The 13,179-nt window shown below is 61.0% G+C and carries 12 protein-coding genes; 9 read left to right on the top strand and 3 right to left on the bottom strand.

The window, feature by feature from the left end; translation table 11 throughout:
- Positions 1-511: 511 nt before the first annotated feature.
- On the bottom strand, positions 512-1,729 hold the full coding sequence (locus VJR68_RS19015; protein ID WP_324150214.1) for a citrate synthase family protein: 1,218 nt from the start codon (positions 1,727-1,729) through the stop codon (positions 512-514).
- Positions 1,730-1,954: 225 nt separating this feature from the next.
- Here VJR68_RS19015 and prpB point away from each other — a divergent pair, with 225 nt between their 5' ends.
- The 7 genes from prpB to VJR68_RS18980 all read left to right on the top strand — a co-directional run bounded on the left by prpB (position 1,955) and on the right by VJR68_RS18980 (position 8,756).
- Positions 1,955-2,842, top strand: a complete 888-nt coding sequence (gene prpB, locus VJR68_RS19010) for a methylisocitrate lyase (protein WP_324150213.1) — start codon at positions 1,955-1,957, stop codon at positions 2,840-2,842.
- A 61-nt stretch (positions 2,843-2,903) separates the two neighbouring features.
- On the top strand, positions 2,904-4,055 hold the full coding sequence (gene prpC / locus VJR68_RS19005; RefSeq protein ID WP_324150212.1) for a bifunctional 2-methylcitrate synthase/citrate synthase: 1,152 nt from the start codon (positions 2,904-2,906) through the stop codon (positions 4,053-4,055).
- 375 nt (positions 4,056-4,430) lie between these two features.
- Complete coding sequence (locus VJR68_RS19000; RefSeq protein ID WP_324150211.1) at positions 4,431-5,432, top strand: hypothetical protein; 1,002 nt, start codon at positions 4,431-4,433, stop codon at positions 5,430-5,432.
- Positions 5,433-5,550: 118 nt separating this feature from the next.
- Positions 5,551-5,934 carry a hypothetical protein gene (locus VJR68_RS18995; RefSeq protein WP_324150210.1) on the top strand — a complete coding sequence of 128 codons (384 nt, stop codon included), beginning with the start codon at positions 5,551-5,553 and terminating at the stop codon, positions 5,932-5,934.
- Positions 5,931-6,617, top strand: coding sequence for a C39 family peptidase (locus VJR68_RS18990; RefSeq protein WP_324150208.1), 687 nt, complete (start codon positions 5,931-5,933; stop codon positions 6,615-6,617). Before VJR68_RS18995 ends, VJR68_RS18990 begins: the two co-directional genes overlap by 4 nt.
- 9 nt (positions 6,618-6,626) lie before the next feature.
- Positions 6,627-7,331: a hypothetical protein gene (locus VJR68_RS18985; RefSeq protein WP_324150206.1), complete on the top strand. Its 705-nt coding sequence runs from the start codon at positions 6,627-6,629 to the stop codon at positions 7,329-7,331.
- A gap of 33 nt (positions 7,332-7,364) precedes the next feature.
- The gene (locus VJR68_RS18980; protein WP_324150205.1) at positions 7,365-8,756 is read left to right on the top strand and encodes an acetate kinase; all 1,392 of its coding nucleotides are present in this window, start codon (positions 7,365-7,367) and stop codon (positions 8,754-8,756) included.
- Between the two features lie 111 nt (positions 8,757-8,867).
- On the opposite strand, the gene VJR68_RS18975 is transcribed toward VJR68_RS18980, so the two are convergent.
- Positions 8,868-9,479, bottom strand: coding sequence for a glutathione S-transferase N-terminal domain-containing protein (locus VJR68_RS18975; RefSeq protein ID WP_324150204.1), 612 nt, complete (start codon positions 9,477-9,479; stop codon positions 8,868-8,870).
- Between the two features lie 48 nt (positions 9,480-9,527).
- Positions 9,528-10,202 carry a YjbE family putative metal transport protein gene (locus VJR68_RS18970; RefSeq protein ID WP_324150202.1) on the bottom strand — a complete coding sequence of 225 codons (675 nt, stop codon included), beginning with the start codon at positions 10,200-10,202 and terminating at the stop codon, positions 9,528-9,530.
- 297 nt (positions 10,203-10,499) lie between these two features.
- Here VJR68_RS18970 and VJR68_RS18965 point away from each other — a divergent pair, with 297 nt between their 5' ends.
- Positions 10,500-11,951, top strand: a complete 1,452-nt coding sequence (locus VJR68_RS18965; protein ID WP_324150201.1) for a bifunctional 2-methylcitrate dehydratase/aconitate hydratase — start codon at positions 10,500-10,502, stop codon at positions 11,949-11,951.
- 268 nt (positions 11,952-12,219) lie between these two features.
- A partial coding sequence (locus VJR68_RS18960) for an OmpA family protein (protein ID WP_324150199.1) occupies positions 12,220-13,179 on the top strand: 960 nt, incomplete at its 3' end.

Genomic DNA, 13,179 nt, shown 5'->3' with positions numbered 1-13,179 from the left:
TATGGGTGGCGGAGAGAGAGGTTTTGATGAGAATCCTTTCGGTTCGACAAATTTGTCTGGAACAAATTTGGACAGCCGCAGGCTGGCCCCGGAGCGCGCAGCGCGGAGGGGTGAGGCCCATGGATGGGCCGAACAATCCCTTTCTATGCGCATACAGGCGTTTTGTAATGAGGGGCAGCAGGTAGGCTGGGTTAGCGGCCAATGGCACTAACTTAAGCATCGTCGCCCCGGCGAAAGCCGGGGCCTAGTGACTTTGATGATCCCCCAAAGTCGCTGGATCCCGGCTTTCGCCGGGACGACGGTTCAAGATATTTCTCAGTATTCGAGCTACTTGCGGCTTAAGTTAGTGCCATTGGGGTTAGTGCAGCGTAACCCAGCATCGCCATCTTCAAGCTTGCGCGATACGTATCCGTCCGTATCCCCCCATTTGCATGGCATGTGCTGAGTTACGCTGCGCTAATCCAGCCTACGTGCTGAAGATCAGCGACTGAACAACCGCACACGCAAACGATCACCCTTCACGCTGCGGCATTCGCCCCACATAACTAGCCCGGGGCCGAATCAAACTTCCGCTTTCCTGCTGCTCCAACGCATGCGCCAACCACCCCGCCATGCGACCCGCAGCAAACATCGCCAACGCCACATCCGCATTCAACGCATACGCTGACGCAATCGCAGCCAGCGCGAAATCCAGATTCGGATGCCGACCGCATTGCGTTTGTACGGCATCAACCAACCGATCGATGGCGGCGAGCTTGCCGGGACGCGGACGCGTAGAACGCAACGCATCCAGCAATACCGTACCGCGTGGATCGCCTTCGGGGTACAGCGTATGCCCAAAGCCTGGCAGCGTTTCGCCGCGGCGAAGGCGCTCGCGAACGCGATCGACGGGTTTGCGTTCACGCAACATGTTCTGTATGAGCGCATGCGCTCGCGCGGCCTGCCCACCGTGATGAGGGCCAGATAGCGTCGCCAACCCAGCGCATACGGCTGTATGCAAACTGGCGCCGGTCGATGCAGCGACGCGCGTCGCGAACGAAGACGCATTGAGTTCGTGATCGGCACACAATACCAAGGCGCAGCGCACCAGTTCGGACAAACCGGTACTGTCCTTGCGCCAGTGCGCAGCCATCACGCGGTGAATGGGTTGCGCACTGGGGTGTGTCGCGCATAGCAACGCGGCTGTCTCTCGTAACAGCAACGCCGCATCATGCCGACGATGCAGCGGATCAGTGCTGTGCGCATGCGTGGCATCAAGAGCCAACAACGGCAATGCGGCGATGGTTCGTTCCAGCGGCTGCACATCGGGTTGACGAAGCAGCAGCGCAATAGCTTCCGGCCATCGAGGTGGCGATTCGGCAGCAAATGGATCGTGATCGCCACAATCCCACAACAGTCGCGCCGTTTCCTCCAGCGTGGCGCCGCTTTTCGCCAAGGCGATGGCGGATTCGCCGCGGTAGTAATGCCCGCGTGGGCGAATCAACGAGATGCGCGTCTCCATCACCGGCAATCCCCACGCCAGGCTGTGGGCAGCGCCTTGCGCAGCACCACGTCCAGCCTGTTTGCGCTCGATCAAGTGCTCGATGTCGCTGGCGCTGTATTCCCGTGTGCGGCCATCAGGTCCGGGGCGCGAATCGATGCGGCCACGGCTCACGTAGGCGTACAGCGTCGCAAGGTTTACGCCGAGCCGCGCGGCAGCATCCTGGGCAGAAAGATAATCGGTGCGCATGGGTGACATATTGATCCTTTCAATCAAGATTGATCAATGTATTTCCTCATGACAGAGTGACACCCATCGCGTTCGTCAGTGCGTCCTCATGACTCCGTTCGAATTGATCGACCCTGAGTGGGCACGTCGAGGTGTCGCTCACACCACCTGTCCGCAGGCCCTTACTGCGCCGCGACATGGCCGCGCGGACACATCGCTTACAATTTCCCGTTTCGGAGAACCGTAATGACCCAGTCCGATTCCGCCGGCAGCCGCTTCCGCGCCGCGCTTGCCGCCGAAAAGCCGCTGCAAGTGATCGGCGCCATCAACGCCAATCATGCATTGCTCGCCAGGCGCGCAGGTTATCGCGCCATCTACCTGTCGGGTGGCGGCGTGGCGGCAGGTTCGCTGGGCATGCCGGATCTTGGCATCAATACGCTCGATGACGTACTCACCGACGTGCGCCGCATCACCGACGTCTGCGATCTGCCGTTGATGGTGGATATCGATACCGGGTTTGGCCCGAGCGCCTTCAACATCGCGCGCACGGTAAAAAGCCTGATCAAGTTCGGCGCCGCGGCTTGCCACATCGAAGACCAGGTGGGCGCAAAGCGTTGCGGCCATCGTCCCGGCAAGGAAATCGTGCCGGCGGGTGAAATGGCCGATCGCGTGAAAGCAGCAGCGGATGCCAGGACCGATGCTAATTTCTTTCTGATTGCGCGTACCGATGCCATTGCCGTGGAAGGCGTGGATGCCGCCATCGAACGCGCACTGGCCTGCGTGGAAGCAGGTGCCGATGGCATCTTTGCCGAGGCCGCCTACGATCTGCCCACCTATCAGCGTTTTGTGGATGCGGTGAAGGTGCCGGTGCTCGCCAACATCACCGAATTCGGCAGCACACCGTTGTTCAGTGTCGAAGAGTTGCGTAGCGCAGGCGTGGGAATCGTGCTGTATCCGCTGTCGGCGTTCCGCGCGATGAACAAGGCTGCGGAAAACGTTTACCAGGCGATTCGCCGCGACGGCCACCAGCGCAATGTGATCGACACGATGCAGACACGTGAAGAGTTGTACGACCGCATTGGCTATCACGATTTCGAGAAGAAGCTCGACGCGCTATTCGCCGGCAAGAAGTAATTTCCCACAGCCGTTTCCCCCAACGGCTGTGATCCATGTTTCGCACCCTGGAGCACTACCAATGAGCGAGCAATCCGCAACTGCCCCCAAGCCGAAGAAATCCGTCGCCCTATCCGGCGTGGCGGCAGGCAATACCGCGCTGTGCACGGTCGGCCGCAGCGGCAACGACCTGCATTACCGCGGCTACGACATTCACGACCTGGCCGCCAAGGGCTGCTTTGAAGAAGTGGCGTATCTGCTGGTGCACGGCGTGCTGCCGAACTGGGCCGAATTGAATGCCTACAAGGCTAAGTTGAAGCGCCTGCGCGGCTTGCCGGCACCGGTGAAGAGCGCACTGGAACTGCTGCCCGCCGCCACGCACCCGATGGACGTGATGCGCACCGGCTGCTCCGTGCTGGGCACCGTGCTGCCGGAAAAGGAAGACCACAACCTGACCGGCGCGCGCGACATTGCCGACCGCCTGATGGCCAGTTTCGGTTCCATGCTGTTGTACTGGTACCACTTCAGCCACAACGGCAAACGCATCGAAACCGAAACCGAAGACGAAACGATTGCCGCGCACTTCCTGCACCTGCTGCACGGCAAGAAGCCGAGCGAGCTGCACGCGCAGTCGCTGGATCGTTCTCTGGTGCTCTACGCCGAGCACGAATTCAACGCATCCACCTTCACCGCGCGCGTGATCGCCGGTACTGGCTCTGACATGTATTCGGCCATCACCGGCGCGATCGGCGCGCTGCGCGGACCGAAGCATGGCGGCGCGAATGAAGTGGCCATGGACATCATTGCCAGGTACCGCAACGCCAACGATGCGGAAGCCGACATTCGTGCACGCGTCGAGCGCAAGGAAATCATCATCGGCTTCGGTCATCCGGTTTACACCGTGTCCGATCCGCGCAACGAGATCATCAAGGAAATTTCGCGCAAACTTTGCACGGAAGGCGGCAACCCGATCTTGTTCGAAGTGTCCGAGCGCATTGAGAAGCTGATGTGGGAACTGAAGAAGATGTTCCCGAATCTTGATTGGTACTCAGCTAGCGCCTATCACATGATGGGTGTGCCCACGGCGATGTTCACGCCGCTGTTCGTGATGTCGCGCACCTCCGGCTGGAGCGCGCACGTGATTGAGCAACGCGAGGATGGCAAGATCATCCGTCCCAGCGCCAACTACATCGGTCCGGAAGATCGCACGTATACGCCAATCGAAAAGCGCTGAGTTGATTGTCATGGCAACAAAAGAGGGGCTTTATGCCCCTTTTTTTTGTTGCTTGCAGCGACGAGCCTGTTGCATGGCCGATACACATGGCCATGTGGATGTTGATGCGTGGCAAGGCAATGTTTTCAAGGCACTTATTTTTCGATGCGTGGTCTGCGCGAAAATGATCGCGCCGCTACTGTTGCACACATGTAGCACCTAGCAAGCGTTGCGCCATTTTTTCATGTTGCTTTCATGCACGCGCAATGCATTGATTTTTATAACGCCAGCCGCAGCTGCCGCGAATCGTCGCGCGTGGCATGCGGTTTGCCATACCTAAGCGCTGTGACAGCAAAAAAGCAGGGGGCAATCGCATCCATTCCGGGAGGAATATTTATGCGCAAGACTCTACTTTTCACGGCATTGACGCTTGGCTTGGGACTTGCTCTCCCGGCCATGGCTGGGACCAACAACAACAGCAATCAGAACAACAACACCATAGGTGGCAACAACACGAGCTCGAACACCAGCACGGACTCGAGCACCCATAGCAACAGCGATTCCAGCACCCATACCAAGACCGTCACAGTCTCGCCAAGTGGCAACGACCGTAGCAACAGCGGTGACGTCTATAGCGACGGCATGGGCACCTCCGCAGCCAACAACGGCGGTACGGCTTACTCATCGGTTAGCGATGCCTTCAATACCAGCACCGCAGTAGCCAACACGACATTGGAAGGTGCAGTGTCCGACGTAACGGTGTCGGGCATCGGCAACTCGGCAACCAATAGCGGCAATGCCAACGGTGGACGTGGTGGCAAGGGCGGCGGCGGCTGGGGCGGTAACAGCTACAGCGGTTGGGGTGGCAGTGGCGGCTCGGGCGGCGACTCCAATGCACATAGCGGCCATGCCGGCGGAGCCGGCTCCAGCAGCGGCGATGCGTTGGCTGGTAGCGGTGCAAAAGGTGGCGGCGCATGGAGCTCCGGCGGTGACGCTAATGCCAATGCCGGTCATCACGGTGGTGCGGGTGGAACCGCCATGGGTGGATCTGGCACGTCTACCGGCGGTGAAGGCATGTCAGGTTCGGCTACATCTACCAGCGGTAATAGCAGCGCGACCGGCGGCACCAGCGGCATGGCGGCGAGCGCAGGCGGTAACGGAGCTTCGGGTGGTGATGGCGGCGCCAGCACGGCAGGTTCAGGGATGGGTGCGTCGGGTGGCAATGGCGGTAATGGCGGAAGTACGGCCGCAGACGGCGGCACCTTCGATATGGCGAACAGCATGACCAGCACAGCGGCAGCGGCAGCGGGCATCACGACTATTGCGCAGAACAGCGGTGCAGCGGCGCTGATTCAGCAAGGTGTGACGGTCCAGGCCAATCTGAACGTCGGCCATTGATGTACGACTGATCGACATGGCGGGGCACGCATCGCCCCGCCATGCCGAGTGAACTGGCAGCGATGTGCTGTCGGGATGCAGTCGTATGTGATGCGCGACACCATTCGGAGTAAGTGCCATGGCTCGTACAACACCCGTAATAGGATGGGCGCTGTTGTGCATGACAGGGGGAGCGCTCGCGGCAGATCCGCCGACGCATGTAGCGGGCGCGCAAAACGTCGCTAGCCAACCGGCCGCACAGCCGGTAGCGATGGGCGGTTTCGGCCAGGCGGTAAGTGCCAGTACGTTGCAGCGCTACAGCGGGGGCACCTTCGTCCAGAACAACCAAACCCTTACCGGTACGGTGACGGGCGATACCGCTTCGCAAGTGACTACCGGCGCCAATTCGATCGGCGGCAATTCGCTGCAGGGTGCTACAGGTTTGCCATCGGTAGTGCAAAACACCGGCAACAACGTGCTGATCCAGACCGGTGTGATCGTCAATGTGCAGTTGAAGCCATGACTCGCGTGCTGCCAGCGTTGGCCGTGTTCCTTGCGTTTGCTGCGCCTGCGGTGCAGGCCGGCAACATGGCGCTGAACGACAACGCCGGGCAGACCTATCGACTGCACATCACCACGCTGAAAGAAGCGAAGTACCGCAACACCATTCATCAGAAGTACGACTTCAGCTGCGGCTCGGCTGCAGTCGCAACGCTGCTCACCTACCAATACAACTATCCGGTCAACGAGCAGGTCGTGTTCGAGCAGATGTATCTGCACGGCGACCGCCGGAAGATCAACAAGGAAGGTTTCTCTTTGCTGGATATCAAGCTTTACCTGGAAAGCATCGGTTTCGAGGCCGATGGTTTCCATGCCAGCCTGCAGCAATTGCAGCAGGCCAACCTGCCGGCGATCGTGCTGATCGAGGAACGGGGCTACCACCATTTCGTGGTGATCAAGGGCGTGCGCTATGGGCGTGTACTACTGGGCGATCCCGCCCGTGGTACGCGCGCGATTCCGGAGGATCGTTTTGATCAGTTGTGGAAAAACGGATTGGTATTCGTGATCCACAACCGGCGCGATCTGGCGCATTTCAACGCTGATAGCGACTGGCGCCATGCGCCACTCGCTCCGTTGGGGCTCGGTGTCGACCGGCGCGGGCTGGACACGATCACCATGCCCAAATACGGACCTGGCGACATATGAGGTGGCCTTATGAAACGTTCCGGTCTCTCGTTGCGCGTAATGGGCTTGCTGGTGTTGGCAGGCGGCGCTGGTGTGGCACATGCCCAGACGCGCGTGCCGGTAGTGGGTTTCGGCATGCCGATTTCCACGCAAAGCCTTGCCACCATCCGTGGTGGCTTCGATCTGGGTGATGGTCTGGAGGTGTCGTTCGGCATTCAGCGAGCGGTGTACGTCGACGGCAATCTCGTCACCTACCTCAACGTATCGATTCCCGATATCGCGCATATCACCGCACAACAGGCGACGTCACTGGCCGAAGCCCTTGGCACGATCGACGTGCAGGTTGGTTCGGGCAATACGTTTACGCCATCCATGACGACCCAGGCAGGCGCGGCCTCCGTCGCGCAAAACGTGACGCAGACCGTCACGCAGGCCTTGGCGCAAGGCGCATCGAGCAGCGCAAATGCAGGTGCGGCCAGTGCGGGTAGCGCTTCGTCGACGCAAGCCAGTGGGGCGGGCGCGTTCCAGAACACGCCCATGGTCACCAGCATCATCATTCCGGCCTCCGCCACGCAAGCCAGTGCGGCGACGGTGATCCAGAACACAGTCAACAACCAGCTTATCCGCAGCCTCACCACGTTGAACGTGGCCGTGAACGCGCTCAACGCGATGCGCAATCAGGGACTGCAGCAGAGCATGCAAACCGCGCAACAGTTGCAGGCGTTATCGCATTGATGCGAGCGGATGTGATCCGCTAGGGGGAACAACATGAAGTACAAGACGGGTCGGAAAACGAAGCACACCATCATGCCGTGGATCTATGCCAGCGGCTGCGCCAGCCTGATGGCCTTCAGTGGCGCCGTGGTGTCGCAGGATGCATCGAATACGGTTTCCAGTGCGGACGACACGTCCTCTCCCGCCATTCGCCGGCGGCTTGCGGAGCAGGACGCGCGCATCCAGGCCATGCACGCGCAGATCGACGCGCTGCAACGCCAGCTGGCGCAGCAAGAAGCCGATTACAGGTCCTTGCGCCATGCCGTGGGCATGGATGTGCTGTCACGCCAGCGTGGCGGCAATATCGCCGCGGGCGGTTCGGGTGCCTCCGCATTGCCCATGCCTTCGCCGGATGCAGCCGTGGATGTGCAAGCGACTCAACAAGGCACGCCGTCCGCACCTGTCGGCCAGGCACCGGCAGAAAATTCGCGACCGCCGGAAGTCGCGCCGATCTTCCAGCAACCGGGCGTGCTGACGCCGCGCGGCAGGATCGTGGTAGAGCCCACGTATCAGTTCGGCTATTCCACCGCCGATCGCGTGGCACTGGTTGGATACACCATCATTCCCGCCATCCTGATTGGCCTTATCGATGTGCGCCAGGTACGCAGCACGACGCAGACGGCGATCCTCACCGGCCGATATGGCATTACCAATCGCATGGAATTGGAAGTGCGCATTCCCTATGTGGACACGCATACCGATACGGTGAGTCGCGAAGTGCTGACCGGTTCGGCCGAAAACAACGTGTTCGGTTCCAGGGGCAAAGGGCTTGGCGATATCGAAGCGACGTTGCGTTACCAAATCAACAACGGCGGTGCGGACAAGGCTTATTACATCGGCTGGTTCCGCTTCAAGTCGCGCACCGGCAAGGATCCATTCGAGGTGGTGACCGATTGCGTGACGCGTTGCGTCCAGAATCTCACCGGTACCGGCTTGCCGGTGCAGCAACCGACCGGTACGGGGTTCTACACCTTGCAACCTGGCTTGACATGGTTGCTGCCGTCCGATCCAGTGGTGTTCTTCGGTAACTTCAGTTACCTGTACAACGTCGAACGTCACAACGTTTCCGAAAATATTTTGCTTGGCGGCAAGCAATTTATCGGCAACGTGAAAATGGGTAACGAGGGCGATGTCAGCGTCGGCATGGGCATGGCATTGAACGACAAGGCATCGCTCAGCATCGGCTACGACCAGACCTTTATCGGCAGAACCACCGAATCCGGCCAAAAACTGCCTGGCTCGACCAAGGTCTGGCTGGGTCAGCTGCTGATCGGCGGGTCGTACCGCTACAACGACAAGCAAACCTTGAACGTCACGCTGGGCGTGGGTGTGACGCGCGATACGCCGGATGCAACGGTGATCATCCGCGTGCCGATGATGTTTTGATCGTCGCCGCTCGTCACGGCATGCGCATCCCATGATGCGAGTGCGCAAAAACTACCGCGCTTGGCGTAGCCCTCTCCCCGCTGGGTAGAGGGCTCGGGTTGCAGCGAGCGGTTAGAATCCCTCGGCCTTCATCGCTGCCTGCACGCCAGCATCGGCCTGCATCCGCGCAAAGAAAGCATCCAGGTGCGCAAGCCCGTTGAGATCCACCTGCTTGCCTTTCGCCCAGCGCAGCACGACGAAAAGATACGCATCGGCCACCGAGCGATGTCCGGTCAGCCATTCGCGATCTGCCAACTGCGCATTCAGCCGTTCGAAATGCGCGCGCAGATGCTGGCGCGCCATATCTTGCAGCGCGCTGTGCTGTGAGTCGTCAGCGATAAAACGTTGTGGACCAAAAACCGGTTTGAATGCACCGTGCACATCGGCATTGAGGTAGCACAGCCAGCGATTCACTTCCGCACGCTCGCGCGTCGAACTCTGGCCACCGAGCTTTGCTTCCGGAAAGCGGTCCATCAGGTAATTGAGGATGGCGACGTTCTGGGTAAGCACCCAATCCTCTTCCACGACGAGCGCCGGTACCTGACCGGCAGGATTGAGCTTGAGATAGTCCGGCGAGCGCAGTGCCTCGCGCGCGACCTCTTGCGCTTCGTAAGGCTTGCCAATCCATTCGAGCACGATGTGATCGGCCATCGAGCAGGCACCGGGTACGTAATACAGCTTCATGACAACTCCATGCTGGCGGGATAGCCGCACAGTGTGGCGCGGCGAACATCAGGCCTCAAGCCGTCGCCGGCGATTGATCAGGTAAGCGCCGCCACACACGATGAGCGCCAGCCCGATTTCCAGCACGTGCTTCATCCAGCCGTGTGCATCGAACCACGCGCGCCAGAGAATTTCGTGACTGATCATGCGGCCTGCTGTCCAGGCGATGGCGGCGGCACCGGCGTAGATGAGAATGGGCAGACGCTCGATCAGCTTGATGATCAGTGTGGAACCCCACACCACCAAGGGAATGCTGATCAGAAGGCCGATCACCACCAGACCCATATGGCCTTTCGCGGCGCCGGCAATCGCCAGCACGTTATCCACGCCCATCAACACATCGGCCACGATGATGGTGCGCAATGCCGACCAGAAACCCGCTGCGGCGGCGATCGAGCCGTGGTCTTCATGTGTGGGTTTCAGCAGTTTCCAGGCGATCGGCAGCAACAGCAGACCGCCGACCAGCATCAGTCCAGGCAGTTCGAGCAGGTAGACGACGATCACCGTCAACACAATGCGCACAGCGATCGCGCCCAGGGTGCCCCAGACCACCGCGCGTTTTTGCAAAGCCTGGGGAAGGTTGCGCGCGGCGAGTGCGATCACGATCGCATTGTCGCCGGCCAGCACCAGATCCAGCAGGATGATGGTGAGCAGATCAGAAAGCAGATGGGTAGGGAGCGTCATGCCAGGTTCCTGGGCGTGCGGGACTCAAGCGGCGACGACGGGACGCACGCCGGCCCCGTCATCACCGCAAAAGTCTCGTTCACGACCTCAGCCGCCGCGGCGCCCGGAGCGATGCTTCGCTCGTGATGACGATCGCCGCGCGGATGCGGCTGGCCGCATCCGGAACTACTCCCCTTTGGGGTGGTGCGGGGATTCTCGATGGCGGGGCAGGGTGGGTCAAGCGCATGCAGCGCTTGCAGCATGTCCCATTCGGCGTTCCCCGTTACAATTTCGCTTTTCCCTTACCGCGAGATCCCCATGAGCGCGCACGACATCCGTTCTGCCAAGCGTCCCGATCCCGATCAACCGATGGTCGACATTGCCAACTACGTGGCCGACTACCGGATCGATTCCACCGAGGCGTATGACACCGCGCGCTACATGCTGCTGGATTCGCTGGCCACCGCGATGATGGCGATGAAATTCCCCGAGTGCGTGAAGCATCTCGGCCCAGTGGTGCCGGGCGCGACGTTGCCGGGCGGCGCACGCGTGCCGGGTACCAGCCATGAGCTGGATCCGGTGCAGGCGGCATTCGCCATCGGCGCGCAGATCCGGTGGCTGGATTTCAATGACACGTGGTTGGCGGCCGAGTGGGGCCATCCGTCCGACAACCTCGGTGCGATCCTGGCCGTCGCCGATTACTTGAGCCGCAAGGCCGAGCGCGAAGGCGGCAAGGCGATTTCCGTGCGCGACGTGTTGGGCTATGCGATCAAGGCACACGAAATCCAGGGTTGCTACGCGCTGCTCAACAGCTACAACCGTGTCGGCCAGGATCATGTGATCCTGGTGCGCCTGGCTTCCACCGCCGTCGCCACCGCGATGCTTGGCGGCAGCAAGGAGCAGATCACCACCGCCGTGTCGCACAGCTGGATCGACAACGGCGCCCTGCGCACCTACCGCCACGCACCGAATACCGGACCGCGCAAGAGCTGGGCAGCTGGCGACGCCTGCCGCCGCGCCGTTACCCACGCCATCAATGCGGTCTACCGCGGCGTAGTGGGTTATCCCTCCGCGCTCACGGCCAAGACCTGGGGTTATTACGACGTGGCGTTCAAGGGCAAGCCGTTCGAGTTCGAGCGTCCGTTCGGCAGCTACGTGATGGAGAACGTGTTGTTCAAGATCAGCTTCCCGGCCGAATTCCACGCGCAGACCGCGGTGGAGTGCGCCATGAAGCTGCATGCGCAGGTTGCCGGCAGGCTCGACCAGATCGAGAAGGTCGTCATCGAAACGCAGGAAGCCGGCTGCCGCATCATCGACAAGACCGGCCCGCTGGCCAACTACGCCGATCGCGACCACTGCATTCAGTACATGGTGGCGGTGCCGCTGATCTTCGGCCGCCTCACCGCGGACGACTACAACGACGACGTCGCTGCCGACGCGCGCATCGATGCGCTGCGCGACAAGATGACGGTCACCGAGAACCCGCAGTTCACCAAGGACTACTTCGATCCCGAGAAGCGCTACATCGGCAACGCCGTGCAGGTGTTCTTCAAGGACGGCAGCAGCACGGAGAAGGTGTCCATCGACTACCCGATCGGCCACCGCAAGCGTCGCGCCGAGGGCATTCCGGTGCTGCTGAAGAAGTTCGAGGCGGCCATGCGCGGCCATCTGCCGTCGCACAAGGTCAAGGCCATCCTGGACGCCACTGCCGATCCGGCCAAGCTGGATGCCATGCCGATCCAGGATTTCCTCGGTCTCTTCACGCTGTGACGACACGCTGAGCAGAAAATCTTAAGCCATGGGTTCAAGACCCGGTTCGGCCCAGGGACCGAACCGGGGGTGGCGTCGTCTCTGGGCAGGCAGGCTGTTGGCTGACAGGCTGTTAGCGATCATTTTGCATGTCGTTTAAAACTTGTTAAACTCGCCCGCGCCGGGCGTTGGCCATCGTACGAGTCCTATACCGCAAGGGTTGCGCGTCTACAGCGATTTGGCTTGGCGGGATGAATGCCCTACACATTAAGAGATGAGGAGAGACCTGATGAAACGTAAGGGCCTGTATTTTCTGATCGCGCTTGCGCTGGGTGGCGTCGCTGCCGTTCATGCGCAGGACAACACGGCTGCGAGCAGCAGCAGTACGGCCAGCAGCAATGCGCCGGCGTGGCCGAATGGCTTTGACGACCGCTGGTACGTCGCTCCGACGGTCGGTGGCTACTACAACGACACCGATCGCAACACGCGCAGCCGTCAGATCTACTACGGACTGTCGGTCGGTAAGTTCATCAGCCCGAACGTTTCGGTTGAACTGTTCATCGATCGCACCAAGCGCAAGGCGGACTCCGCCGTGTTTGGCCAGGGCAACACGTGGTCGAACAACAACTACGGCGTGTCGGCGCGTTACTTCTTTGGTGATGCCAACGCGTGGCGTCCGTACCTGCTGGGTGGCGTGATGGGCAGCTACCACCACAACCCGCTGAACCGTGATTGGGCGCCGGCCGCCGAAGCTGGCGTGGGCGTGTCCAAGTCGATCACCGACAGCGCTGATTTCCGCGTGGAAGCTGGCTACCGCTACGACTGGGACGACAAGACCCAGCCGGCGAAGAACGGCTATGGCGACTGGTTCCTGGGCTTCAGCATCGTGGCCAAGATCGGCTCCGTGCCGGCCCCGGTTGCTCCGCCCGCGCCGCCGCCGCCGGCCCAGCCGGACTGCTCCAAGCAGTTCCGCAACGGCGTGAACCTGTGCGACAACAAGTGCCCGGATCTGCCGGAAGGCACGATCGTTGGCCCGGATGGCTGCCCGCAGAAGGTGGTGATCGACCTCAAGGGCGTGAACTTCAAGTTCGACCGTCCGAAGAAGGGAGAGACCAACATCGAGCCGGCCCTGGCCGCGCCGAGCAGCGACTCGCTGGCGATCCTGGATCAGGCTGTCGATACGCTGAAGCGCTACCCGCAGGTGAAGGTGATGGTGGCGGGTTACACCGACAGCGTCGGCAAGCCGGCT

This window comes from Dyella sp. (assembly GCF_035277725.1).
Taxonomy (GTDB): Bacteria; Pseudomonadota; Gammaproteobacteria; order Xanthomonadales; family Rhodanobacteraceae; genus Dyella_B.
This window is presented reverse-complemented; position numbering and strand designations above follow the sequence as displayed.